This window comes from Mesorhizobium sp. M0152, from assembly GCF_040322415.1.
Taxonomy (GTDB): domain Bacteria; phylum Pseudomonadota; class Alphaproteobacteria; order Rhizobiales; family Rhizobiaceae; genus Mesorhizobium.
In genome coordinates this window covers 129,932-153,905 of record NZ_JAMYTH010000007.1, presented here as the reverse complement: position 1 = coordinate 153,905, position 23,974 = coordinate 129,932, and the positions used below count along the sequence as shown (strand labels likewise).

The following is a 23,974-nucleotide window of genomic DNA, read 5'->3' as shown; positions in this document are numbered from 1 at the left end:
GTTCTCCGCTTGCAGCGAAAGCTACTTGGCGTTCGGGTTCGGCATCCAGGCCGGCATCGCGACATCGGCATGGGCGAATTGCGGCAGCTTGGCCGACAGGTCCTCCATGTTCTTGATGTCCTTGTCGATGAGATCCTTCTGGGTGATCAGGGTCGGCGGCACGACGACGTTATGGCCGGGGTCTTCACCGGCGAGCAGCTGCGCCAGCGCGCGCACCGAGACCTGGCCGACGACGGCCGGGTTGGTCGCGGCGGTCGCCGCCCAGGCGCTGTCGGGTTCGCGCATCGCGGCGATGTCGGAGGTCGAAATGTCGGCCGAATAGATCTTGATGCCCTTGTTCAGGCCGGCCTCGTCGACGGCGATCTTCACGCCCTTGGCGAATTCGTCATAGGGGGCGAACATCACCTTGACGTCGGGATGAGCCGACAGCACCGACCGCGCCTGGTTGGCGACCGAGTTGGCGATCGGATTGTCCAATGTGCCGAACATCGCGACTTCCTTGATGCCGGAATACTTCTTCTTGACGTCGACCCAGGTCTCGTTGCGGCGGTCGAGCGGCGCAATGCCGGCGACATAGACATAACCGGCATTCCAGCTCTCGCCATTGTCCTTCACCGCTTGCTCGAGCGCGAGGCGCGCAAGGTCGCGATCGGACTGCTCGATCTGCGGGATCTTGGGGTTTTCGACATTGACGTCGAAAGCCACCACTTTGATGCCGGCGTCGACCGCGCGCTGGGCGGCGTCCTTCATCGATTCCGTCAGGCCGTGCTGGATGATGATGCCCTGCACGCCGAGCGCGATGGCCTGGTCGACCATGTCGGACTGAAGGGCTGCGTCCTGGCGGCTGTCGAGCACGCGCAGGTCGATGCCGAGTGCCTTCGACTGCGCCTCGACGCCGGAGAGATAGGCCTGGAAGAAATCGCCGGTCGAGAGATAGCGCACCAGCGCGATCTTGACGCCGGGCTTGTCGAACGGCGCCGGCCTGTCCGCCGCCAGCGCCGGGAACTGCATCAGCATGGTCGCGCCGGCAAGCCCGAGCGCCGCCTTCCCCAGAAGTCTTCTTGTGATGTTCATTTTGTTTCCTCCACTCTCTTGTTAAACCCAGATCCTGTTCCGGTCGGATGCTATCCCCTGCCCCTGCCGGAGAGGGCAAAGGTAAAGACAAGGGCGACGACCAGAACCACGCCCTTGACGAAATCCTGCGTGTAGTAAGGCGCGTTCATCATGGTCAGCCCTTGCAGCAGGATGCCGACGAACAGCGCGCCGACGGCAGTGCCGAAGGCGTTCGGCTTGGCGGCGCCGAGCACCGCGTAGCCGATCAGCGCCGCGGCAACTGCATCGAGCAGCAGATTATTACCCGAGGCGATGTCGCCTCGTCCAAGCCGGGCAGCGAGCAAAATGCCACCGATCGAGGCAAAAACTCCTGAAATAACGTAGGCCCAGATCTTGTATGCCTTGACAGGCGCGCCGGCGAGTTCGGCGGCGCGCTCGTTGCTGCCGACGGCGTACATCATGCGGCCGAAACGGGTGTATTCGAGGAAGAACCAGATCAGCACCGCCAGCACCAGCAGCACGACGACCGACACCGGAATGAGGTTCGGGATGAAGAAATCGAAGCGGTGGCGGCCGAGCGCCAGGAAGGCGTCGCCGAACTTGCCGTTGGCGACCGAGCCGTCGGGCATGGTCATGCCGGTCGCGATCGAGCGGCCCTCGGTCGGGATCCGTTGCAGGCCGACCAACAGGAACATCATGCCGAGTGTCGCCAGCAGATCGGGCACGCGCATATAGACGATCAGCCAGCCATTGATCAGGCCGACGACGGCGCCGATCAGCAGGCAAACGACGACCGCGACAAGAGCGTTCTGCTCCAGCACCACCATGACATAGGCCGCCGCCATCATGGCCGATGTGGCGACCGAGCCGATCGACAGGTCGAAGCCGCCGACCACCAGCGTGGCGGTGACGCCGAGCGCCAGCACGCCGGTGATGGCGACGGACTGGAAAATGAAGACGGCACTTTGCGGCGAGACGAAACCGTCGGCGGCGGTCGCGAAATAAGCGACGAGCCCAAACAACAGGACGATGAAACCGTAGCGTATGGCGTGGTCGCGCAGCGTCACCCGGCGCTCCCGCGCACCGCTGCCGCTTTTACTCGTTTCCATGCGATCCATTCCAATTCTCATCGTCGGTTCTTCAACTCCAGCCGTCAGGCTGCGCTGTGCAAAGGCCCGCCGGCCACTTCGGCTAGCAGGCGATCGAGATCGATGTCGGCGTTGCGATGTTCGCCGACGATGGTCTGCTCCGACATCACCAGGATACGATCGGCCGTCTCCAGCGCCTCGTCGAGTTCGGTGACGAACAGCAGCGTAGCGCGGCCGTTGGCGCTTGCCCTCAGCTTGGCGGCGATGTCGCGCCTGGCCGAAATGTCGACGCCCTGAAACGGCTCATCGAGAATAAACAGCCTTGCATCCTGCGCCATCCAGCGGGCGACCATCACCTTCTGCTGATTGCCGCCGGAAAGGGTGGGCATTTCGTCCTTCTCGGAGCGGCAGACGATGCCGAGTTCCTCGATCTGCCGGCGCGCGGTGGCGCGCTCCAGGCGGCGCTTGAGGACGCCGAAATTCGACATGCGTTTCAGAAACGGCAGGCTGACATTGCGCTCGATGTTGAAACCGCCAACGATGCCGCTGGTGGCACGATCCTTGGCGACGAGAAAGACGCCGGCGGCAATGGCCTCGCCGGCCGAACCCGGAGCATAGGGCTTGCCGCCCATCGTCATGGTGCCGGCAAGCGGCCGGCGCACGCCGAACAGCGTCTCGGCAAGTGCTGTCTTGCCGACGCCGACCAGGCCGGTGATCGCAACGATCTCGCCGTCGCCAAGCGTCAGCGAGATTGGCCGGGCGCCCTGGGCGATGCGCAGGCCTTCGACCGTCAGGATCGGCTTGGCCGAATTCCTGGCGACGATGCGGTCGAGATGGATCTTGCGGCCGAGCATGGCATTGACCGCACCTTCATAGTCGAGCGGCTTCCTGTCGAAGACACCGGAGACGACGCCGTCGCGCATCGAGACGATGCGGTCGGCAAGCCGCCTTATGTCGGACATGCGGTGCGAGATATAGAGGATCGCCACGCCTTGCGCGCGCAGCCTGTCGGCCAGCGCAAAAAGCCGATCGGCTTCCGCGCTCGATAGCGACGAGGTCGGTTCGTCGAGGATAAGCACTTTCGGCTGGTGCGCCAGGGCGCGGGCAATCGCCACCATCTGGCGATCGGCCAGCGAAAGATCGCTGACGCGTGCCTTCAAGTCGATCGCCAGGCCCATGCGGTCGGCAACCGCCTTGGCTTCGCGGCGCACGCGGACCGGGTTGAACAGAACCGGTGCGCCACTGCCGCTCAGCCTGTCCAATGTCAGGTTGGTGGCCACGTCGAGGTCGGCGACGACACCGTCATTGATGTTCTGGTGAACGGTGACGACGCCGGCGCGGATCGCTTCCGCCGGTTTTCCCGGCGCGAAGTCCTGGTCGGCCAGGGTCATGGTGCCGGCATCGCGTTCGTAGACGCCGCTGACGATCTTGACGAGGGTGGATTTGCCGGCGCCGTTGGCGCCCATCAACACGGTCACTTCACCGGCATGGAGTTCGAGCGAGACGCCGCCGAGCACCTCGTTGTGGCCAAAGGATTTCCTCAGTCCCTCTACGCGGAACACGGCATTGCCGACCATGCGCTCCTCCCTGACCACGACGCTATGGGCTATGTCGGCAATTGTCAACACGATTGACAATTGCCAAGCAGCTTCCTAGCTTGGCCCAGCCGCCAAGGCTCCGATATGATGGGAGCGCACAGGCGGGAGGGAGAAGAATGACTGGAAAATCGCCGTTCGAAGCACTGTCGGTGGAGACGCTTTCAACGCGCCTCGGCACGAACGAGGCGCTGTGCGCGAAGATCGGCAAGGACACGGGTGCCTGGAGGGTCCGCGAGGTCGGTGACGGCAACCTGAACCTGGTGTTCATCGTCGAGGGCGCCAATGGTGCCGCCGTGGTCAAGCAGGCCTTGCCCTATGTCCGGCTGGTCGGCGACAGCTGGCCGCTGCCGTTGAAGCGCTCTTTCTTCGAATATCATGCTTTGACCCGCCAAGAGGCGCGCGCGCCGGGCTCGGTGCCGGCCATCTATCACTTCGATGAAGGCCAGGCGCTGATCATCATGGAATTTCTGTCGCCGCACATCATCCTGCGGCGGGCGCTGATCGAAGGCCGGCAGTTGCCGAACATTGCCCGGGATATCGGCCTGTTCATGGCTCGCACGCTGTTTCGTGGTTCCGACCTGTCGATGGTGACCAAGGACCGCAAAGCCGACCTGGCGCTTTTCGCCGACAATGCCGAACTCTGCGACATCACCGAGAACCTAGTCTTCTCCGACCCCTATTTCGACGCCAGGATGAACCGGCACACCAGCCCGCAGCTCGACGGCCTCGTTGCCGAGCTCCGCGCCGACCGCGACCTCAAGGTGGAGGCGCAGCGGCTGAAGCACATCTTCGCCGCCAATGCCGAGACGCTGCTGCATGGCGACCTGCATTCGGGGTCGATCATGGTCACCGACAGTCAGACGCGGATGATCGATCCGGAATTCGCCTTTTATGGCCCGATGGCGTTCGACGTCGGCATGCTGCTCGCCAATTTCTGGATGTCGTTCTTCTCGCAGCGTGGACATGAACAGCAGGGAACGCGCGATGCCATGCGCGCCTATCTGCTCGATGTCACGCTGGAAACATGGTCGGTGTTCCGCGCCGAGTTCTCGCGTCTGTGGCGCACCGAACGCACCGGCATGCTCTACCAGCAGAGCCTGTTCGAGGACCAGGGCGACAGGCTGGGCGCCGAGCAGGCGCTCGACCATGTGCTGCACCAGATCTGGACCGATCTGCTCGGCTTTGCCGGGATCGAGGTCCACCGGCGTATTCTCGGCCTCGCCCACAATGCCGATTTCGAGACTATTGCCGACGAGGATCTGCGCGCCAGTTGTGAGGCGAAGGCGCTGAAATTCGGCCGTCACATCGCCGTCAACCGGCGCCATATCCACAGCATCGACGAGGTCAATCAACTGGCCGCGCTGATCGAACAGGAGAACGGGATTTGAACGTCGGCGAGCGCCACTACCGCACCATCTGGCTGAGCGACGACGGGCGATCGGTGGAGATCATCGACCAACGCTGGCTGCCGCATGATTTCCGCATCGAAAGGATCGGCAACGTTGCCGGGATCGCCACCGCCATCCGCGACATGTGGGTGCGCGGCGCGCCGCTGATCGGCGTCACCGCGGCCTATGGCGTCGCCATGCAGATGGCGGACGATCCGTCGGATGCCGCGCTGGATACCGTCTGGGAAACATTGCACGAGACACGCCCGACAGCGATCAATCTGCGCTGGGCGCTCGATGAGATGCGGCGTTTCCTCAAGCCGCTGCCAACCGAGCAACGCGCCGAGGCGGCTTACAAGCGCGCGGCCGATATCGCCGACGAGGATGTCGGCCTCAACCGCGCCATCGGCGCCAACGGGCTCGAGATCATCAAGGCGATCGCCGCGCGCAAGCAGCCTGGCGAGCCGGTCAACATCCTGACCCATTGCAATGCCGGCTGGCTGGCGACCGTCGACTACGGCACGGCGACGGCGCCGATCTACCTGGCTGTCGAAGCCGGCATTCCGGTCCATGTCTATGTCGACGAGACGCGGCCCCGAAACCAAGGCGCCCAGCTGACCGCCTGGGAGATGGCCGGCCACGGCGTGCCGCACACGCTGATCGTCGACAATGCCGGCGGCCACCTGATGCAGCGCGGCGCGATCGACATGGCTATCGTCGGCACCGACCGCACCACCGCCGACGGCGATGTCTGCAACAAGATCGGCACCTATCTCAAGGCGCTCGCCGCCGCCGACAACAACGTGCCGTTCTATGTCGCCTTACCCTCGCCGACCATCGACTGGACGGTGCATGACGGGCTGGCCGAGATCCCGATCGAGCAGCGCTCGGGCGACGAGGTCTCGCTGGTCTGGGGCAAGACCGCCTCCGGCGAGATCGCCCAGGTGCGAGTCTCGCCCGAGGCGACGCCCGCGGCAAACCCGGCCTTCGACGTGACCCCGGCACGGCTGGTGACCGGGCTCATCACCGAGCGCGGGGTTGCCAAGGCCTCGCGCGAAGGCCTGAAGGCGATGTTCCCCGACAGGGCTTGATCCGCCGCAACCTTCAAGCACCACTGCGACCTGGACGGGGTGAGATGCCGGCGGGCCAACGCCGCTCCTGCCCCGCCAGCTTTTCGGAAAACTTCCATACCGCTGAAACCGCATCATGACGGCCTCGGACGATTTCAGTTGCCAAATGGTGGTAGAGTGATCATACCAGATGATGAGATGGCGACCGGCAAAGCCATCGTCGCGGATCAGGAGCATGAGATGACGACAATTGCGCTGTTTGGAGCCGGCGGGAAAATGGGATACCGCCTTTCGACCAATTTTCGCGGTTCGCCCTACACGATACGGCATGTCGAGGTCAGCGATGCCGGCCGCGAGCGGCTGAGGAGCGGATTGGGCTTCGATACGGTCGGCGCCGATGAGGCGCTGCTTGGCGCGGATGTCGTGATCCTGGCTGTCCCGGACACCCATATCGGCAAGGTCGCGACCAGCATCGAGAGCAAGCTTGCGCCAGGCACCATGGTCATCGTGCTCGATGCCGCGGCACCTTTCGCCGGACATTTGCCGAAGCGGCCGGACCTGACCTATTTCGTCACTCACCCCTGCCATCCGCCGATCTTCAATGACGAGACCGACATGGCCGCCAAGAAGGACTATTTCGGCGGCGTCAAGGCGAAGCAGCACATGGTCAGCGCGCTGATGCAAGGGCCTGAAGAGGATTACGCCAAGGGCGAAGCCATCGCGAAGATCATCTGGGCGCCGGTGATGCGCTCGCACCGGGTCACGGTCGAGCAGATGGCGCTGCTCGAACCTGGTTTGTCTGAAACAGTATGCGCCTCGCTGCTGGTCGTCATGAAGGAAGCCGTCGACGAGGTGGTGGCGCGCGGGGTCGACCAGCAGGCGGCGCTCGATTTCCTGCTCGGCCACATGAACGTGCTCGGCGCCGTCATCTTCGGTGAAACCAAGGGCGTGTTCTCCGATGCCTGCAACAAGGCCATCGAGTTCGGCAAGCCGGTGCTGATGCGCGACGACTGGAAGCGCGTGTTCGAGCCGGAGGAAATCGCCGCCAGCATCCAGCGGATCACCTGAGACGGGACCTTCTTCCTTCTCCCCTTGTGGAGACTGGCGTCGGTCGGCAGCTCATCAGGTACATGTCACCTGAATTTGTGGTTGACTCATCATACCAGTTGCCTTAGCTGTTTTTAAGATGCCGGCCACACCAACTTGCTGGCGATTGGGAGGCTTGGGCGGTGGAGGGGCGCCCCAGAGACTGGGATCACACGGTGGACCCGTTCAGCGGCGGCCGACAGGCAAAGTTGCTGCGACGGAACCTGATCCAGGTCCGCATACGCCCGAAACGAGATCAGACACCGGTCCGGGCAGCAGGCTCGGGCTTCTTTTTCAAAATGGGAGGACTTCATGAAACTTACACGCAGAATGACGCTCGCGGCTTTCGCCGGCGTGCTGGCGCTTGGCACGGCGGCACCCGCCTTCGCGGCCGACCTGATCGCCATCATCACCCCATCGCACGACAATCCGTTCTTCAAGGCGGAAGCCGTCGGCGCCGAGGCGAAGGCCAAGGAGCTCGGCTATGAAGCGCTGGTGCTGGTCCACGACGACGACGCCAACAAGCAGTCCGAACTGATCGACACCGCTATCGGCCGCGGCGCCAAGGCGATCATCCTGGACAATGCCGGCGCCGATGCCACCGTCGCCGCCGTGCAGAAGGCGAAGGACGCCGGCGTCCCCTCGTTCCTGATCGATCGCGAGATCAACGCCACCGGCGTCGCCGTGGCGCAGATCGTCTCCAACAACTACCAGGGTGCCCAGCTCGGCGCGCAGGAGTTCGTCAAGCTGATGGGCGAGAAGGGCAATTTCGTCGAGCTGGTCGGCAAGGAATCCGACACCAATGCCGGCATTCGCTCCAAGGGCTATCACGACGTCATCGACGACTATCCGGACCTGAAGATGGTCGCACAGCAGTCGGCCAACTGGAGCCAGACCGAGGCCTATTCCAAGATGGAATCGATCCTGCAGGCCAATCCCGACATCAAGGGCGTCATCTCCGGCAACGACACGATGGCGATGGGCGCCTATGCGGCGCTTGCCGCGGCCGGCCGCAAGGATGTCATCGTCGTCGGCTTCGACGGCTCCAACGACGTGCGCGACTCGATCACCTCCGGCGGCATCAAGGCGACTGTCCTGCAGCCGGCCTACGCCCAGGCGCAGATGGCGGTCGAGCAGGCCAGCGACTTCATCAAGAACAAGAAGTCGCCCGAGAAGGAAAAACAGCTGATGGACTGCGTGCTCATCAACGGCGACAATGCCGCCAAGCTGGAAACCTTCGCGCTCAAGAACTGAGCCGGCGCAATGCAAACAGCGAGGGGCGAACGCAGGTTCGTCCCTCGCCTTCATTTCACTTTCCGGGTGCCTCTGACCGCCATGCCGAACAAGCCGAACTGGCCGACTAAAGCGATTTGGCCGATCCTGGTCCTGAGCGCCGGGATCGGCCTCGGCGCCTGCAAGATCCTGCCGACGCCATCGGCGCAAGGCGACGGCAATGCGGCTGCCTTTAGCCCGGACAAGATGGTCGAAGACATCTGGGCGGCGAAGGTCATTCCTTACCTGCGGCAGAAGGCCGGAACGTTTGCCGAGGTTCACGCCCAGGCGAAAACCGATCCCGCGGCCGCCGGCGCCAAATATGGCAATCCCAGGAAGCAGGCGAATTCGCCATGGACCTTCGCGGTCCGCGTCGAGGGCAAGATTGTTGCCGCCAACACGCAGTCGCGCGCGGCGACGATGGACATCGACATCGATGGCGACGGCAAGGCGGACGCCCGCGTCCAGATCGGACCGGCCATGCGCGGAACGGCGCTGCGCGACAGCCTCGACTTCGTCCAGTTCAACGATTTCACCAACCAGATCGACTTCGCCCAGTTCGGCAAGGCTTTCAACGCTCATGCCGACAAGACAGTGCTCTCCAAGCTGCCGCGCGAGGCGCTGGAAGGCCGCACCGCCAAGGTGCTCGGCGCCTACACGATCGAAAGCGGCCAGGACCTGCCGCTGGTGACGCCGGCGGAGGCCGAGATCGGGCCGAAACCATGAATGCGGCGGCCGGTCACGACATCGTCCTGAAGCTGGAAGACATTTCGAAGGTCTATGCCGGCACGGTGGCGGTCAAGCATGCGAATTTCGAGGTACGCAAGGGCGCGGTCAACGTGCTCGTCGGCGAAAATGGCGCCGGCAAGTCGACACTGATGAAGATCATCGCCGGGGTCGAGCAACCGACAGCCGGGCGCATCCTGCTGGAAGGCGAAGAGGTCTCGTTCTCGTCGTCGGGCGACGCGGTGAATCGCGGCATCGGCATGGTGTTCCAGGAGCTGAACCTGTTCGGCAACATGACGGTGGCCGAGAACATCTTCGCCACCCGCGAGATCACCAACCGGTTCCGCAAGATCGACCGCAAGGAGCAGGAGCGGCGCGCGGGTGAATTTCTCGAGCGGCTGGAAGCCGGCATCCGGCCAGAGATGCTGGTCGAGGATCTGCGCATCGGCCAGCAGCAACTGGTCGAGATCGCCAAGGCGGTCTCGCTCGATGCGCGGATCCTTATCATGGACGAGCCGACCTCGGCGCTCAGTGCCGCCGAAGTCGAGATCCTGTTCAAGGTGATCGCCGATCTCAAGGCGCGCGGCGTGGCGATCGTCTACATCTCGCACCGCCTGGAGGAACTGATCCGCATCGGCGACTACATCACCGTGCTGCGCGACGGCCGCATCACCGGCCAGGAGGAGATGGCAAAAGTCGACACGCAGTGGATCGTGCGGCAGATGATCGGCTCGGACGCCAAGGATTTCGCTAAGGCTGACGGCCATGTGCCGGGCGAGGAAATCTTCCGCGCCGAGCAGATCTGCCTGCCGCGCGTAACCGGCGGACTGGCGGTCGACCACGTCTCGCTGTCGCTCAGGGCCGGCGAGATCCTCGGCATTTATGGGCTGATGGGCGCCGGGCGCAGCGAGCTGTTCGACTGCATCATGGGCCGCCACGGCCACGCCAGCGGAACGATCTTCATTGCCGGAAAACAGGTGAAGGAGCGAGACACGACAAGACGTATCAAGCGCGGGCTGGCGCTGATCCCCGAGGATCGCCAGCGCGAAGGGCTGGTGTCGATCCTTTCCGTGGCCAGCAACCTGACGCTGGCGAGCCTGTCCCGTTTCGTGCGCCTGTTCCATATACGCGGCGGCGCCGAGAAGCAGGCCGTGATGCAGATGGTGCGGGAACTGGCGATCAAGGTCGCCAATCCCGCCCAGGAAGTCTCCTCGCTGTCGGGCGGCAACCAACAGAAGGTGGTGATCGGCAAGGCGCTGCTCACCGGACCCAAGGTGCTGCTGATGGACGAGCCCAGCCGCGGCATCGATGTCGGCGCCAAGGCCGACGTCTTCCGCACCATGCGCAAGCTGTCGCGCGAGGGGCTCGGCATCCTGTTCGCCACCTCCGATCTCGACGAGGTGATGGCCCTGTCAGACCGCATCGCGGTGATGAGCAATGGCAAACTGACCGGCATGTTCGACCGCGCCGAGGCGACGGAAGCGGCGATCGTCGCCGCGTCGGCGCTCGGCCACGGACCGGTCCCGCACACGGAGAACATCGCCCATGACTGACATCCCGGCCAAGGCGGCTGCTCCTTCCGCTTCCAGCGGCTCCATGCTTTTGACGCTGATGAAGCTCAGGACCTTCATCGCGCTGATCGCCGTGCTGGTGTTCTTCTCGATCGCGGCGCCGAACTTCCTGTCGGCCGCCAATTTGATCCTGATGGCCAAGCACGTGGCGCTCAACGCCTTCCTCGCCATGGGCATGACCTTCGTCATCATCACCGGCGGCATCGACCTCTCGGTCGGCTCGATCGTCGGCCTGTGCGGCATGGTGGCCGGCTATCTCGTGCTCAACGGCGTCGACCTGCAATTCGGCTACACGATCTATTTCAACGTGGTCGAGATCGCGTTGATCACGCTGGTGGTCGGCATATCGATCGGCGCAGTCAACGGATTGCTGATCACCAGGCTCAATGTCGCACCATTCATCGCCACGCTCGGCGTGCTCTACGTGGCGCGCGGCCTGGCGCTGCTGTCGTCGGACGGGCGCACGTTCCCCAACCTCGTCGGCAAGCCGGAACTCGGCACCACCGGCTTCGGCTTCCTCGGCGCCGGCCGGCTCCTCGGGCTGCCGGTGTCGATCTGGATCCTGATCGTGGTGGCGCTGGGTGCAGCCTATCTCGCCAGGTACACGCCGCTCGGCCGCCACATCTTCGCCGTCGGCGGCAACGAGCGCGCGGCGCGGATCTCGGGCGTGCGCGTCAACATGGTCAAGATGTTCGTCTACATGTTCTCCGGTTTTTGCGCCGCGATCGTCGGCCTGATCATCTCGTCGGAGCTGATGGCCTCGCATCCGGCGACGGGCGAGAGCTTCGAGCTCAACGCCATCGCCGCAGCGGTGCTTGGCGGCACTTCGATGTCGGGTGGCCGCGGCACGATCGGCGGCACCATCGTCGGCGCCTTCGTCATCGGCATCCTGTCGGACGGGCTGGTGATGATGGGCGTGAGTTCTTTCTGGCAGATGGTCATCAAGGGCCTCGTCATCATTGTCGCCGTCGTCGTCGACCAGGCGCAGCGCCGGCTCCAGCAACGCGTCACGCTGATGCAGATGGCAAAGGCGGGCTGATCATGGCGAACTTGAGCGGAGCCCTGATCGGTTGCGGCTTCTTCGCCGTCAACCAGATGCATGCCTGGCGCGACATCGAGGGCGCCTCGATCGTCGCCATCTGCGACCGCGACCCGGAACGGCTGCGGATCGTCGGCGACCAGTTCGGCGTGGCACGGCGCTACACCGATGCGGCGGCGCTGTTTGCCGGCGAGAAACTCGACTTCGTCGACATCGCCACCACGGTCGGCAGCCATCGGCCGCTGGTCGAGATGGCGGCCGCGCACGGCGTTCCGGTGATCTGCCAGAAGCCGTTCGCGCCGACACTGGCCGATGCCAAATTGATGGTCGAGGCCTGTGTCAAGGCCGGCGTGCCGCTGATGGTGCATGAGAACTTTCGCTGGCAGTCCCCGATCCAGGCGGTGCGCGCCGCGCTTGTGAGCGGCGAGATCGGCACGCCCTTTTTCGGGCGCATCTCCTTCCGCTCGGCCTATGACGTATTTTCCGGCCAGCCCTATCTGGCGACGGGAAAACGCTTCATCATCGAGGATCTCGGCATCCATATCCTCGACATCGCTCGGTTTTTGCTGGGCGACGTGACGAGCCTCACCGCCCGCACGGCGCGCGTCAATCCCGCCATCGCCGGCGAGGATGTCGCGACGATGCTGATGGACCACGAGAGCGGCGCAATCTCCGTCGTCGATTGCAGCTATGCGACCAGGCTTGCCGTGGAGCCGTTCCCCGAGACGCTGATCGAGATCGACGGCAGCGGCGGCACGATCCGGCTGGCGCAGGGATACCGGCTCACCATCGTGGGCAAGAGCGGAACCAAGGTCAGCGACATCTCGCAGCCGTTGCTGCCCTGGGCCTCGCGTCCCTGGCATAACATCCAGGAAAGCGTCGTCGCGATCCAGAAGCACTGGGTCGATTGCCTGGCAAAAAGGATCGAGCCAGAGACTTCCGGCGCCGACAACCTCAAGACGCTCGCGCTGGTCGAGGCGGCCTATGCCGGTGCCGCGAGCGGCGCGCCAGTCCGGCTCGATGCCTTGCTGAGATGACCACCGACGCCTTCGCGCTCTACGGCACGCGCGCGGCCGAAGCCGCGCCGGTCCGGTTGCGCGCGGGCGCGATGAGCGCTGATCTTGTCAACGGCAATCTGCGGACCATCCGCCATGACGGCACGGAGGTGCTGCGGGCCATCGCCTATATCGTGCGCGACCGCGACTGGGGCACCTACGAGCCCGCGCTGACCGACCTTGTCATCGACCAGGGCGCCGACGCGTTCTCGGTCACCTATTCGGCGAAGTGCATCGGGCCAGGCGGAAGCCGCCTCGGCTTCCGTGCCACGATCCAGGGCACCGCCGACGGCAAGCTGGTCTTCAACGTCGACGCCCTGCCGGAAAGCGATTTCGAGACCAATCGCTGCGGCTTCTGCATCCTGCATCCTGTCGCGGGTCTCGCCGGCAGCCCGGTGACGGTCGAGCGCACCGACGGCAACGTGTTGGACACCAGCCTGCCCTTGCAGATCGATCCCTGGCAGCCCTTCAAGAATATGCGCGCCATCACGCATGAGGTGCGACCCGGCGTCAGCGCCGAATGCCGGATGGAAGGCGATACGTTCGAGATGGAGGACCAGCGCAACTGGTCGGATGCCTCCTACAAGACCTATGTGCGACCTCTCGCACTGCCGTGGCCGTATGTGCTGCCGGCCGGCGAGCCGATGCGGCAGACGGTCAGCCTTACGATCACAGGCGACGCCAAGCCTTCGGCTGTCGCAGCAACCGGTGAGGCTGTGCGCATCGAGCTCGGCGAAACCGGTCCAAGACTGCCCGATATCGGCGTGGTGATCTATCCCGGGGATGTGGCGGCAGCGCTCGCGAGCCTGCCGACATTGGCCAGGCTCGGTCCGCAACAGCTCCTGTTCCACTTCGATCCGACGCGAGGCCATGGCCTCGAGGCGTTGCGGGCTCATGCCCGGCTCGCCGCCGGCTACCCCGCCCCGACGACGCTCGAATGCGTGGTCGCCTGCACCGGCGACCTCGATGCCGAGCTTGCCGGTGTCGCCGATATGGTGCGCCGCGCAGGCCTGCGGCTCGATGCGATTGCCGTGTCGCCTTCAGTCGACCGGCAATCGACGCCACCGGGCAGCGCCTGGCCGGCATGCCCACCGCTCGAGGATGTCTATGCCGCCGCGCGCCGCGCCTTTCCCGACATCCGGCTCGGTGGCGGCATGTTCAGCTATTTCACCGAGCTCAACCGCAAGCGCGTTCCCGCAGACCAGCTCGATTTCGTTACGCACTGCACCTGCCCGATCGTGCATGCCGCGGACGATCTCAGCGTGATGCAGTCGCTGGAGGCATTGCCCTTCATCACTCAATCCGCACGGACGATCTTCGGGGCAAAACCCTACCGCATCGGGCCTTCGACGATTGCCATGCGCCAGAACCCCTATGGCGGCGCGACCAAGGACAATCCGGACGGCCAGCGCGTCGCCATGGCCAACCGTGATCCGCGCCATGCCGGCCTGTTCGCCGCGGCATGGACGATCGGCTATGCCGCGCGCGTCGCGCCGGCCGGGCTGGAGATGCTGACGCTTTCCAGCTTCACCGGCCCGTTCGGGGTGCTCACGGCAGCGGACGAGCCCGTCGCCGAAGGATCGCCGCGACCGGTCTTTCAGGCCATCAGGGCGCTTTGCGAACTGGCTGGCCTCACGCATGTCTCCAGCAAATCGAGCGACGAGACGCGAGTGCTGGGGCTGGCCGGGCGCTCTGCCGCCGGCGAGACCATCACGTGGCTGGCAAACCTGACGGCAGACGATGTGCCGGTCGACGTCTCGGCGCTTGGTCGGAACCACCACCTGGTGGTGTCGCCCTACGCCATTACCCGGATCGCTTAGAGGATCTTACTTCTCGGAGTTCATCACATAGAGCGCGCGCGAGCGTTCCAGGTGCTTGATCATCGCCTTTTCGGCGCCGTCGGCATCCCCGTGCTCGATACGATCGATGATCTCCTCATGCTCGGTCAGCGTGAACTTTTCCTTGCCGGTCCAGATCAGCATCTCGGTGTGGTATTCCTTCAGCCAGCCGAGCATCGCCTCGCTGACGGCGACATAGATCGGATTGCCCGATATCGACGCGATCTGAGTGTGAAACTTCATGTCGGCGGAAATGAAGGCTTCGGAATCGCCGCGCGCGGCGCGTTGCTCCGCAACGGTCGCCTTGAGCCGCTGCACATCCTCGGCGCCTGCCTTTTCGGCGGCTTCCTTGACCATGCCGCGCTCGAAGAAGATACGCGCGCTCTTCAGGTGCTCGAGCGTATCCTTCGACGACGACAGGATGATCTTGGCCGCGCCGTCGACCTGCTTGATGATCGACTTGGCGGTCAGCTGCAGAACCTTGGCGCGCTCGCCATGCGAAATGGCGACGAGGCCCATATTGCTCAGCGCCTGCATGGCCTCGCGGATCGCCGGCCGGCCCACCTCGAAGCGCTCCATCAATTCGCGTTCCGACGGCATGTCGTCGCCCGGCTGCAACTCGCCGCTGGTGATCAGCCGCTTCAGCCTGACAAAGACTTCATCGGAAAGCTTGCGCCGGACGATCGGCTCCGAACGGTTCATCGCCGCGAATCACTCCCTGGTCCGGTTTCTGTGTAGCATTCCCGGCAGGATTATCGGAATGCCTGCCCTTACCCGATCCGTCCTGCCGAAAGCGGGATATTTGCTTGCAATACTTATGTACTCATTATACCAGATTTCGAGCGTGACGAAACTTTTTTCGGATCAGTTCCCAACCGGCCGGCCACGATGATCACTCTCACCTATCGCATCGAAACATCAGGCAGCATCGAGGCGCTGGCGACCAAGATCGCCAGCGACCAGTCGACCGGCACCTTCGTTGCGCTGCCCGGCGAGACCGAGGAACTGAAGGCGCGCGTGGCGGCGCGGGTGCTGGCGATCCGGCATCTGCCCGATGCCGAGCAGCCGTCCATTCCCGAGGCTGGCGGCGGGCCCTTCAAGCGCGCCGACGTCGACATCGCGTTTCCGTTCGATGCGATCGGCACCGACCTCTCGGCGCTGATGACCATCGCCATCGGGGGGACCTATTCTATCAAGGGCTTGTCGGGCATCCGCGTCGTCGACATGAAGCTGCCGGAAGAATTCAGGGGCGCGCATCCGGGCCCGCAGTTCGGCGTCGCCGGCAGCCGCAGGCTGACCGGCGTCGAGGGCCGTCCGATCATCGGCACCATCGTCAAGCCGGCGCTGGGGCTGAGGCCGCATGAAACGGCCGAAATGGTCGGCGAGCTGGTCGAGGCCGGCGTCGATTTCATCAAGGACGACGAGAAGCTGATGAGCCCGGCCTATTCGCCGCTGGCGGAACGGGTGAAGGCGGTCATGCCGCTCATTCTCGACCATGAGCAGAAGACCGGCAAGAAGGTGATGTACGCGTTCGGCATCTCGCATGCAGATCCCGACGAGATGATGCGCAACCACGACCTGGTGATCGAAGCCGGCGGCAATTGCGCGGTGGTCAACATCAACTCCATCGGCTTCGGCGGCATGGCTTACCTTAGAAAGCGCTCCGGCCTGGTGCTGCACGCCCACCGCAATGGCTGGGACATTCTTACCCGCCATCCCGGCCTCGGCATGGATTTCAAGGTCTGGCAGCAATTCTGGCGGCTGCTCGGCGTCGACCAGTTCCAGATCAACGGCATCGCCTCGAAATACTGGGAGCCGGACGATTCCTTCATACGCTCCTTCGAGGCGGTGACGACGCCGATCTTTTCGCCCGACGATTGCGCCCTGCCGGTCGCCGGCTCCGGCCAGTGGGGTGGCCAGGCGCCCGAGACCTATGAACGCACCGGACGCACGGTCGATCTTCTCTATCTCTGCGGCGGCGGCATCGTCAGCCATCCGGATGGCCCCGGCGCCGGCGTGCGCGCCGTCCAGCAGGCCTGGCAAGCCGCCGTCGACGGCATTCCGCTGGCGGATTATGCCCGCGGCCATCCCGAACTGGCGCGGTCGATCGAGAAGTTCGGCGACGGCAAGGCGGCATGAGCGAAGCCGTGCAAAACCTGCTGCTCAGCTACTATGGCGACGATCTCACCGGCTCGACCGACGTCATGGAGGCGCTCGAACTCGGCGGCGTGCCGACCGTGCTGTTCATGCGCCGGCCCAACCAGCATTTGCTGGAGCGATTCTCGCATTGCCGCGCCATCGGACTGTCGGGCACGAGCCGAAGCGAAACCCCGCAATGGATGGACGAAAATCTGGCGCCGGCATTCGAATGGCTGAGAGGACTGGGAGCCGCGGTCTGCCACTACAAGATCTGCTCGACGTTCGATTCCAGCCCGGCGATCGGCAATATCGGCCGCGCGATCGAGATCGGCAGGCGCGTCTTCGACCAGAAGAGCGTGCCGGTGGTCGTCGGGGCGCCGCAGCTCAAACGCTATACCGCCTTCGGAAACCTGTTTGCGGCGTTTGGCGGCGCATATTTCCGCATCGACCGGCATCCCGTCATGAGCAGGCACCCGGTGACACCGATGAACGAGGCCGACCTGCTCGTCCATCTGTCGCGCCAGACCAATCTCGAGTCCGGTCTCATCGATCTGGCGGCGCTGCAACAGCACGATCTGCCGCAACGGGTCGATCAGGTCCTGCAAAACCGGGCGATCGTCCTGTTTGACGTGGAAAGCCGGCAAACGCAGACGCTCGTCGGCGAACAGATCTGGCGCGTCCACGACCAGGGTCATGGTTTCATCGTCGGGTCGTCGGGCGTCGAATATGCCTTGCTCGCCGAATGGGCAGGCAAAGGCATCGCCTCGGCGCACGCGGCATTCACGCCGCCCGGCCCGGTCGACCGGCTCGCCGTGGTTTCCGGCAGCGTATCCCCGACCACCGAGAAGCAGATCCGCTTTGCTCTCGCCCACGGCTTCACCGGCGTCCAGATGGATGCCATGCAGTTGGTCTCCGAGGGCGCCGGCGAGGCGATCGAGCGCGCCGTCGCGAGCGGCCTGGCGAGCCTGGCGGCGGGGCGTAGCGTCATCCTTTACACGGCCCTCGGCCCCGAGGCCGACCGCAGTGCGGAGATCGATCATGTCGAAGGAGCGCGAAACAGGCTTGGCCGGGCGTTGGGGACCATCCTGCGCCGGCTGGTCGTCCAACAGAAACTCAAGCGTGCGGTGATCGCCGGCGGCGACACTTCCAGCCACGCGCTAGGACAATTGTCGATCGACGCCCTGACCGTGCGCATGCCGTTGCCGCAATCACCTGGCTCGCCGCTCTGCCTCGCGCATGGCGGTGGCGCGATCGATGGGCTCGAAATAGCGCTGAAGGGCGGCCAGGTCGGCACCGACGCGTATTTCGAGACGATCCGGTTGGGAAGCTAGGATCTCGACGCCTAGACCACAGCCATTATCACGTGGGCCTGAATCTTGGCGGCAACCTCGCCGCTGCCATGCCTGTCTGCGATCGCGGATGCGGCGTAATCGGTTGCAGCTTGCAGTTTTCCCGGGTCCCTGGCCTCGATTTCGGTGCGAAGGACTGTTCCCTGGCAATAGGCAACGGCCGGAATGCGCGCCGAGGAGGCACGGCTTTGTTCGGCTCTCGTCTCGATCACCACGCGCGAGAAACCGGCGTTCTCCAGCTCGCTGCGGATCACTGCCGTATCGTGGTAGCCATGCGGCGTGCGTGCCAGAAAACGCGGCGGATCGCTCGGAAAAATCCTTGCGAGCGCATTCGTCACATCATCTGCAAATACATTCTCCTCGATGCGATCCCACACGTTGAACAAGAAATGTCCTCCGGGCTTCAGGACTCGCCTGGCTTCGCGGTAGCCGGATGAGCGGTCCGGAAAGAACATCGCGCCGAACTGGCAACAAACGAGATCGAAAGCCGCATTTTCAAACGGCAGCGCCAAGGCGTCCGCCTGGCGCCATTTGATGCGGCTGTCGGGCGCTTGTCTTGAAGCGGCGTAGTCGAGCATCGGCTGGTTGAGGTCGGTTACGACATAGCTTGCGCCGGGGGACAGTTTCGGCGCCAATGCGCGAGTGACAACCCCGGTGCCCGCGGCGGTTTCCAAAACAGCGCTTGGCGACAGGGACGCTGCTCGTCGTGCGAGATCGGCGGCGAACGGCTCGAAAATCAACGGCACCATATAGCGGTCGTAGTTTTCCGGAATCGAGCCAGAGAACAGCTTATCCGTTGCCAACATTGCCATCACCCGCCGTCCGTTCGGTGGCTCGCGAGACCAGCATACGCAAGCGATTGTGTCCCTCTGCATGGCAAACCGCAAGCCCGCGACTTGGTCGGCAGCTTGCGGTGCATCGCCTTCACACAGCTTGCGTCGGTCAAGGCATGCTTGCCGCGCCCTAATACAGCGGCTTGCTCATATGCCTGGGCGTTGGCCATTGCGTGGTGACGCCGGGCTGCACCGGCCGCTCGAGATAGGTCGACAGAACGACATAGCTTCGCGTCGAGGTGACGCCCGGCGTCTCGTAAAGACGCGACAGCAGCCCTTCGAGTGCCCTTGTATCCTCGGTGCGGACCTTGAGCAGCATGCAGGTGTCGCCGGCGACCGAGTGGATCTCCTCGACCTCCGGATATTGCGAAACCGCCATCAGTTCGGGGGTCTTGCCCCAGCCCTTGGTGTCGATATGCACGAAGGCGAGCAGCGGCTTCTTCACCGCCTTTGGATCGATGATCGCCGCGGTGCTGCGAATGGCGCCGCTGCGGCGAAGACGCTTGACGCGCTCATGGGCGGCGGGCGGCGAAAGGCCGACGCGGTCACCGAGTTCGGCATAGCTGATCGTCGCGTCGTCGACGAGAACGCCTAATATTTTTCGGTCGGTCGCATCGATATCGCGGGGCGCTGGCCTGTTCGGCGGAACACCATCTGTTTCTTCATCCATATCGAGATTCCCGATTGCTACGGAATTGAATACGGCCATTATGGCTATATGTCGAACAGCGATCAAGCCACAGCCTTAGCAGGCAACGTCAGGCCGCCCATCCCGGCGCTCGCCTATCTGCTGACCGGATGCATCGCCGTGATCGGCTCGAACTCGCTGGTTCTGGGTCCGATAGCGCCGGCTGTCGCGTCGTCGTTCGGGACAAGCGTGCCGGTCGTCATGATCGCGTCGGCCGTGTTCGGCCTCGGCACCTCGGCAAGCGCCCTGTTCCTGGCGCGCTACATCGACCGGGTCGGCGCGCGCCGGATGCTCCAGGGCGCATTGTTGTTGCTGGCGATAGCGCTTGTCGCCAGCGCGGCGGCACCCACGGTGGCGACGTTGGTTGCGGCGCAATTGCTCGCCGGCATTGCCGCCGGGATCGCCATGCCGGCGATCTATGCGAGTTCGGCGGCGATCGCGCCGCCTGGCCGCGAAAGCGGCACGATCGGCGTCGTGCTGACCGGCTGGACGTTGAGCATGGTCGCCGGCGTCTCGCTGTCGGCCGTGCTTGCCGATCTCGTGCATTGGCGCGCCGTTTTCGCGGCCGTCGCCCTGCTCGCAACGCTTGCGTTGGGCGGACTGACACTGACGTCGCTCAGCGACATCAGGAAGAGCGGCCCGGCACCGACGCCGCTGGGCGCTCTCGGCATTCCGGGCATCGTGCCGCTTCTCATCGCCTGCGCCGCCTTCATGACTGCCTTCTACGGCGTCTATGGCTATCTCGGCGATCACCTTCACAGCGGATTGGGCAGGCCTGTGAGCGCCAATGGGTGGGCCGCGCTCGCCTACGGCATCGGTTTCGGCACGGCCGCTCTCCTCGACGGCGTGATCGACCGGCTGGGTGCGAGACGCGTCATGCCGTTCGCCTATCTCCTTGTCGCCGTCGTCTACGTCGCCATCGCCATGGCGAGCGACAGCTTCGGCTTGACCATAGCCATGATCGCGGTGTGGGGGCTTGCCAATCACTTCGGACTGAACGTGCTGGTGATGCGCCTGTCGGCACTCGATCCGGCCCGGCGCGGCACGATCATGGGCCTGAACAGCGCGGTAACCTATCTGGCGGTGTTTATCGGCACCACCGGCTTCGGGCCGCTTTATTCCAGCTTTGGCTTTGCGACATGCGCGTGGGTCGCGGCCTTGCTCATGCTGGTTGCCGCCGCGGCGGCGGCGTGGCGCACGGGCCAATCAAACAGGACGTGATGATCCACCGGCTTGTCGCCCGTTGACAGCCACGCCCTGCCCTTCCATAGAAAGCCCGTCAATGTTCTCAGGGCGGGGTGAAAGTCCCCACCGGCGGTAAGGGTTTCGGCCCAAGCCCGCGAGCGCTTTCCGACACAATCGGAGAGGTCAGCAGATCCGGTGCGATTCCGGAGCCGACGGTTATAGTCCGGATGGAAGAGAACGAAACGGAAGGCGGACCGCCTCGGCGGGCCGGATTTCGTATCGTGCGTCCTGATTCTGGTTCGAAACGGAAGGATGGACCCATGAATCAGCATTCCCACAAAGACTATGAAACGACCCGCATCGCCGTCATCCGCGCGCGCTGGCACGCCGACATCGTCGACCAGTGCGTACAAGCCTTCGAGACGGAACTTTCCGCACTCGGGGACAAGCGCTTCGTCGTCGAAATCTTCGACGTGCCCGGCGCCTATGAGATCCCGCTGCACGCCAAGACATTGGCCGAGACCGGCCGCTATGCCGCGATCCTCGGCACGGCGTTCGTCGTCAATGGCGGCATCTACCGGCACGAGTTCGTCGCCGGCGCCGTCATCGACGGGATGATGAACGTGCAGCTGACGACGGGCGTGCCGGTGCTTTCGGCGGTGCTTACGCCGCACAATTACCACGACAGCGCCGAGCACCACCGCTTCTTCTTCGAGCACTTCCAGGTGAAGGGCAAGGAAGCGGCCAATGCCTGCGTGGACATTCTCGCGGCACGCGAGCGCATCGCCGCCTGAAACAGCCGATGGCGGGGTGGAAATCCCGGTAACAGCCTGTAGTATCTCAGGAAAATACCGAGTTCGGGAGGATGCCGGTGCAGACCAAGAAGATCATCAATGACGGCAACCGCGCCGTCGACGAGATGCTTGAAGGGATCCTCGCCGCGCATCCTCGCCATCTGAGGAGCTTGGACGCCAGCCCGCGCTCGATCATCGCCCGCGACGGGCCGCGGCCCGGCAAGGTTGGGCTGGTCATCGGCGGCGGCTCGGGCCATGAGCCGACCTTTCTCGGCTTCGTCGGCAAAGGACTGGCGGATGCGGCGGCAATCGGCAACGTCTTTGCCTCGCCGCCGCCGGATCCGATCCTTGAATGCGCCAAGGCGGCGAGCGGCGGCGCCGGCGTGCTGTTCATGTATGGCAACTATGCCGGCGACGTGATGAATTTCGACATGGCGGCCGAGATGGCCGCAATGGACGATATCGAAGTGCGCACCGTGCTCACCACCGATGACGTCGCCTCGGCGGCGCGCGACCAGCGGCACAAGCGCCGCGGCGTCGCCGGCAATTTCTTCATCTTCAAGGCGGCGGGCGCGGCTTGCGACCGCATGCTTTCCTTCGACGAGGTCGAGCGCATCGCGCGCAAGGCCAACGACCATACCTTCACCATGGGCGTGGCGTTGTCGCCCTGTTCGCTGCCGCAGACCCGGCGGCCGAATTTCGAGATCGGCGCCGACGAGATGGAGATCGGCATGGGCATTCATGGCGAGCCGGGCATCGCGCGTGGCAAGCTCAGGACCGCCGACGAAATCACGGACGAGATGCTGGACAAGATTTTCGCCGAGATGGCACCGAAGCGCGGCGACAAGGTCGCGGTGCTGGTCAATTCGCTCGGCTCGACACCGCTGATGGAGCTCTACATCATGAACCGGCGGATCAAGCAGCGGCTCGACGACATCGGCGTCTCCATCCACGCGACCTGGGTCGGCAACTACTGCACCTCGCTCGAAATGGCCGGCGCCTCGGTGACGCTGGAACATCTCGACGGCGAGCTGCTGACGATGCTCGACCATCCCTGCGACTGCGCCATGTTCCGCGCCGGCTGAGAGAACTGTTCATGACCGCTATCGGCACGACCGACCTGAAAAGAATGTTCGATGCGATCGCGGTGTCGATCGAGGCCGACAGGGACCGGCTCTGCCAGCTCGACGGCGTCATCGGCGACGCCGACCACGGCATTGCCATGGCGCTCGGTTTCGGCGCCGTGCGCGACGCGCTGGCATCACTCGACGCTGCGACGGCCGAGCCGACGGTGCTGCTCAACACGGCTGCGAAATCGTTCTTGAACGCCGTCGGCGCGTCATGCGGCCCGCTCTATGCGACGGCATTCATGCGCGCCGCTTCCGCCGTCAAGGGCAAGGCAAATCTGGAGGACGCCGACCTCATCGCCCTGCTCCAGGCGATGGCGCAAGGCATCAAGGATCGCGGCAAGGCGGAAGTTGGCGAAAAGACGATGGTCGATGCCTGGCAACCGGCGGCGGAAGCCGCCGCCGCCGCACACGCCGCCGGCAAGAGCTTGCCGGAAAGCCTCGCCGCCGCGCTTGCCGCTGCCGAGCGCGGCGCGGAAGCGACCAAGGACATGGTCGCCGCCAAGGGCCGCTCCTCGCGGCTTGGCGAACGCTCGCTCGGGCACATGGACCCGGGTGCGGCGTCGGCCGTGACGGTCATCGCCGCGATGCGGAACAGCTTGGCCTAAGCCCGCTTCGTCGCATCGAGCCTGTCGATCGCCTGGACGTTGCCGGCGGACGGACCCTTCTCATCGAACTCCGACGCCAGCCAGGTGTCGACGATCGCCTTGGCCAGTTCAGGGCCGATGACGCGAGCGCCCATGGTGATGATCTGCGCGTTGTTGGATTTCGCCGCGCGCTCGGCCGAATAGGTGTCGTGGGTGAGTGCCGCGCGGATGCCCGGCACCTTGTTGGCCGAGATCGAGACGCCGATGCCGGTGCCGCAGAACAGGATGCCGCGTTCATTCTCGCCGTCGACGATCGTCTGGGCGAGCTTCTGCGACAGGTCGGCATAGTAGCCGGCCTGGCTGAGATCGCTGACGGTCAGGCCGGGCTTCGTCGCCAGGTGAGCGGCGATGACATCGAGCAGCGGCTTGCCGGCGCTGTCGGCTCCGATGGCTATCTTCATGGTCGGTGTCCTTCCTTGACTGGATGC

General features: G+C 64.4%; 22 protein-coding genes and 1 riboswitch. Of the genes, 15 read left to right on the top strand and 7 right to left on the bottom strand.

The genetic code is table 11. From position 1 onward, the window contains the following. Positions 1 to 21: 21 nt before the first annotated feature. From NKJ26_RS10360 to NKJ26_RS10350, 3 genes are all read right to left on the bottom strand, one after another. Positions 22 to 1,074, bottom strand: a complete 1,053-nt coding sequence (locus NKJ26_RS10360) for a substrate-binding domain-containing protein (RefSeq protein WP_352598814.1) — start codon at positions 1,072 to 1,074, stop codon at positions 22 to 24. A gap of 50 nt (positions 1,075 to 1,124) precedes the next feature. Beyond that, positions 1,125 to 2,120, bottom strand: coding sequence for an ABC transporter permease (locus tag NKJ26_RS10355; protein ID WP_352695239.1), 996 nt, complete (start codon positions 2,118 to 2,120; stop codon positions 1,125 to 1,127). Positions 2,121 to 2,206: 86 nt separating this feature from the next. Beyond that, complete coding sequence (locus tag NKJ26_RS10350; protein ID WP_352695238.1) at positions 2,207 to 3,718, bottom strand: sugar ABC transporter ATP-binding protein; 1,512 nt, start codon at positions 3,716 to 3,718, stop codon at positions 2,207 to 2,209. Between the two features lie 137 nt (positions 3,719 to 3,855). On the opposite strand from NKJ26_RS10350, the gene mtnK reads away from it, so the two are divergent. From mtnK to apnL, 9 genes are all read left to right on the top strand, one after another. Further along, on the top strand, positions 3,856 to 5,127 hold the full coding sequence (gene mtnK, locus NKJ26_RS10345) for an S-methyl-5-thioribose kinase (protein WP_352695169.1): 1,272 nt from the start codon (positions 3,856 to 3,858) through the stop codon (positions 5,125 to 5,127). After that, complete coding sequence (gene mtnA / locus NKJ26_RS10340; RefSeq protein ID WP_352598816.1) at positions 5,124 to 6,218, top strand: S-methyl-5-thioribose-1-phosphate isomerase; 1,095 nt, start codon at positions 5,124 to 5,126, stop codon at positions 6,216 to 6,218. The genes mtnK and mtnA overlap by 4 nt, the downstream gene beginning before the upstream one ends. Positions 6,219 to 6,437: 219 nt before the next feature. Then, positions 6,438 to 7,265, top strand: a complete 828-nt coding sequence (locus NKJ26_RS10335; protein WP_352695237.1) for a phosphogluconate dehydrogenase C-terminal domain-containing protein — start codon at positions 6,438 to 6,440, stop codon at positions 7,263 to 7,265. Positions 7,266 to 7,595: 330 nt separating this feature from the next. Then, the gene (locus NKJ26_RS10330) at positions 7,596 to 8,537 is read left to right on the top strand and encodes a D-ribose ABC transporter substrate-binding protein (RefSeq protein ID WP_027023079.1); all 942 of its coding nucleotides are present in this window, start codon (positions 7,596 to 7,598) and stop codon (positions 8,535 to 8,537) included. 81 nt (positions 8,538 to 8,618) lie between these two features. Further along, entirely contained in the window at positions 8,619 to 9,281 is a 663-nt protein-coding gene (locus tag NKJ26_RS10325; RefSeq protein ID WP_352695168.1) for a DUF2291 family protein, read from the top strand. Then, positions 9,278 to 10,834, top strand: coding sequence for a sugar ABC transporter ATP-binding protein (locus tag NKJ26_RS10320; RefSeq protein WP_352695167.1), 1,557 nt, complete (start codon positions 9,278 to 9,280; stop codon positions 10,832 to 10,834). Before NKJ26_RS10325 ends, NKJ26_RS10320 begins: the two co-directional genes overlap by 4 nt. Then, positions 10,827 to 11,891 (top strand): ABC transporter permease, encoded by a 1,065-nt coding sequence (locus NKJ26_RS10315; protein ID WP_352695166.1) that lies wholly within the window; start codon positions 10,827 to 10,829, stop codon positions 11,889 to 11,891. Before NKJ26_RS10320 ends, NKJ26_RS10315 begins: the two co-directional genes overlap by 8 nt. A gap of 2 nt (positions 11,892 to 11,893) precedes the next feature. Beyond that, the gene (locus NKJ26_RS10310) at positions 11,894 to 12,928 is read left to right on the top strand and encodes a Gfo/Idh/MocA family protein (RefSeq protein ID WP_352695165.1); all 1,035 of its coding nucleotides are present in this window, start codon (positions 11,894 to 11,896) and stop codon (positions 12,926 to 12,928) included. Then, complete coding sequence (gene apnL, locus NKJ26_RS10305) at positions 12,925 to 14,766, top strand: D-apionate lactonase (RefSeq protein WP_352695164.1); 1,842 nt, start codon at positions 12,925 to 12,927, stop codon at positions 14,764 to 14,766. Before NKJ26_RS10310 ends, apnL begins: the two co-directional genes overlap by 4 nt. Before the next feature lie 6 nt (positions 14,767 to 14,772). Here apnL and NKJ26_RS10300 read toward each other — a convergent pair whose 3' ends face one another. Next, a complete protein-coding gene (locus tag NKJ26_RS10300) occupies positions 14,773 to 15,486 on the bottom strand; it encodes a transcriptional regulator NanR (protein WP_352598826.1) in 714 nt (237 codons plus the stop codon). Positions 15,487 to 15,672: 186 nt separating this feature from the next. On the opposite strand from NKJ26_RS10300, the gene oiaX reads away from it, so the two are divergent. Both oiaX and NKJ26_RS10290 read left to right on the top strand, forming a co-directional pair. Then, positions 15,673 to 16,923, top strand: a complete 1,251-nt coding sequence (oiaX, locus tag NKJ26_RS10295) for a 3-oxo-isoapionate-4-phosphate decarboxylase OiaX (protein WP_352695163.1) — start codon at positions 15,673 to 15,675, stop codon at positions 16,921 to 16,923. An 8-nt stretch (positions 16,924 to 16,931) separates the two neighbouring features. Beyond that, positions 16,932 to 18,254 carry a four-carbon acid sugar kinase family protein gene (locus NKJ26_RS10290; RefSeq protein WP_352695236.1) on the top strand — a complete coding sequence of 441 codons (1,323 nt, stop codon included), beginning with the start codon at positions 16,932 to 16,934 and terminating at the stop codon, positions 18,252 to 18,254. An 11-nt stretch (positions 18,255 to 18,265) separates the two neighbouring features. Here the strand turns inward: NKJ26_RS10290 and NKJ26_RS10285 are convergent, their stop codons facing one another. Together NKJ26_RS10285 and NKJ26_RS10280 are read right to left on the bottom strand one after the other, a co-directional pair. Beyond that, positions 18,266 to 19,078 carry a class I SAM-dependent methyltransferase gene (locus tag NKJ26_RS10285; protein ID WP_352598941.1) on the bottom strand — a complete coding sequence of 271 codons (813 nt, stop codon included), beginning with the start codon at positions 19,076 to 19,078 and terminating at the stop codon, positions 18,266 to 18,268. Between the two features lie 157 nt (positions 19,079 to 19,235). Then, complete coding sequence (locus tag NKJ26_RS10280) at positions 19,236 to 19,775, bottom strand: Lrp/AsnC family transcriptional regulator (protein WP_352598830.1); 540 nt, start codon at positions 19,773 to 19,775, stop codon at positions 19,236 to 19,238. Between the two features lie 48 nt (positions 19,776 to 19,823). Between NKJ26_RS10280 and NKJ26_RS10275 the strand changes: the two genes are divergently transcribed. The 4 genes from NKJ26_RS10275 (at position 19,824) to dhaL (ending at position 23,507) form a co-directional block, all read left to right on the top strand. After that, the gene (locus NKJ26_RS10275; protein ID WP_352695162.1) at positions 19,824 to 21,014 is read left to right on the top strand and encodes an MFS transporter; all 1,191 of its coding nucleotides are present in this window, start codon (positions 19,824 to 19,826) and stop codon (positions 21,012 to 21,014) included. Positions 21,015 to 21,073: 59 nt separating this feature from the next. Beyond that, positions 21,074 to 21,221: riboswitch (FMN riboswitch) on the top strand. 77 nt (positions 21,222 to 21,298) lie between these two features. Beyond that, positions 21,299 to 21,772, top strand: a complete 474-nt coding sequence (locus NKJ26_RS10270) for a 6,7-dimethyl-8-ribityllumazine synthase (RefSeq protein ID WP_352695161.1) — start codon at positions 21,299 to 21,301, stop codon at positions 21,770 to 21,772. 77 nt (positions 21,773 to 21,849) lie between these two features. Further along, positions 21,850 to 22,857, top strand: coding sequence for a dihydroxyacetone kinase subunit DhaK (locus tag NKJ26_RS10265; protein WP_352695160.1), 1,008 nt, complete (start codon positions 21,850 to 21,852; stop codon positions 22,855 to 22,857). Between the two features lie 11 nt (positions 22,858 to 22,868). Further along, positions 22,869 to 23,507, top strand: coding sequence for a dihydroxyacetone kinase subunit DhaL (dhaL, locus tag NKJ26_RS10260; RefSeq protein ID WP_352695159.1), 639 nt, complete (start codon positions 22,869 to 22,871; stop codon positions 23,505 to 23,507). Here dhaL and derI read toward each other — a convergent pair. After that, positions 23,504 to 23,947, bottom strand: coding sequence for a D-erythrulose-4-phosphate isomerase (derI, locus tag NKJ26_RS10255; RefSeq protein WP_352695158.1), 444 nt, complete (start codon positions 23,945 to 23,947; stop codon positions 23,504 to 23,506). The two genes, dhaL and derI, sit on opposite strands and share 4 nt — an antisense overlap. Between the last annotated feature and the right edge of the window lie 27 nt (positions 23,948 to 23,974).

Bases quoted from the DNA above. Each gene is read 5' to 3' on its own strand.
- derI (WP_352695158.1), bottom strand. From the start codon at position 23,947: ATGAAGATAGCCATCGGAGCCGACAGCGCCGGCAAGCCGCTGCTCGAT.
- NKJ26_RS10325 (WP_352695168.1), top strand. From the start codon at position 8,619: ATGCCGAACAAGCCGAACTGGCCGACTAAAGCGATTTGGCCGATCCTG.
- NKJ26_RS10330 (WP_027023079.1), top strand. From the start codon at position 7,596: ATGAAACTTACACGCAGAATGACGCTCGCGGCTTTCGCCGGCGTGCTG.
- NKJ26_RS10350 (WP_352695238.1), bottom strand. From the start codon at position 3,718: ATGGTCGGCAATGCCGTGTTCCGCGTAGAGGGACTGAGGAAATCCTTT.
- oiaX (WP_352695163.1), top strand. From the start codon at position 15,673: ATGATCACTCTCACCTATCGCATCGAAACATCAGGCAGCATCGAGGCG.
- NKJ26_RS10285 (WP_352598941.1), bottom strand. From the start codon at position 19,078: ATGTTGGCAACGGATAAGCTGTTCTCTGGCTCGATTCCGGAAAACTAC.
- NKJ26_RS10360 (WP_352598814.1), bottom strand. From the start codon at position 1,074: ATGAACATCACAAGAAGACTTCTGGGGAAGGCGGCGCTCGGGCTTGCC.
- NKJ26_RS10315 (WP_352695166.1), top strand. From the start codon at position 10,827: ATGACTGACATCCCGGCCAAGGCGGCTGCTCCTTCCGCTTCCAGCGGC.
- NKJ26_RS10310 (WP_352695165.1), top strand. From the start codon at position 11,894: ATGGCGAACTTGAGCGGAGCCCTGATCGGTTGCGGCTTCTTCGCCGTC.
- mtnK (WP_352695169.1), top strand. From the start codon at position 3,856: ATGACTGGAAAATCGCCGTTCGAAGCACTGTCGGTGGAGACGCTTTCA.
- apnL (WP_352695164.1), top strand. From the start codon at position 12,925: ATGACCACCGACGCCTTCGCGCTCTACGGCACGCGCGCGGCCGAAGCC.
- NKJ26_RS10275 (WP_352695162.1), top strand. From the start codon at position 19,824: ATGTCGAACAGCGATCAAGCCACAGCCTTAGCAGGCAACGTCAGGCCG.
- NKJ26_RS10335 (WP_352695237.1), top strand. From the start codon at position 6,438: ATGACGACAATTGCGCTGTTTGGAGCCGGCGGGAAAATGGGATACCGC.
- NKJ26_RS10300 (WP_352598826.1), bottom strand. From the start codon at position 15,486: ATGAACCGTTCGGAGCCGATCGTCCGGCGCAAGCTTTCCGATGAAGTC.
- NKJ26_RS10270 (WP_352695161.1), top strand. From the start codon at position 21,299: ATGAATCAGCATTCCCACAAAGACTATGAAACGACCCGCATCGCCGTC.
- dhaL (WP_352695159.1), top strand. From the start codon at position 22,869: ATGACCGCTATCGGCACGACCGACCTGAAAAGAATGTTCGATGCGATC.
- NKJ26_RS10280 (WP_352598830.1), bottom strand. From the start codon at position 19,775: ATGGATGAAGAAACAGATGGTGTTCCGCCGAACAGGCCAGCGCCCCGC.
- NKJ26_RS10320 (WP_352695167.1), top strand. From the start codon at position 9,278: ATGAATGCGGCGGCCGGTCACGACATCGTCCTGAAGCTGGAAGACATT.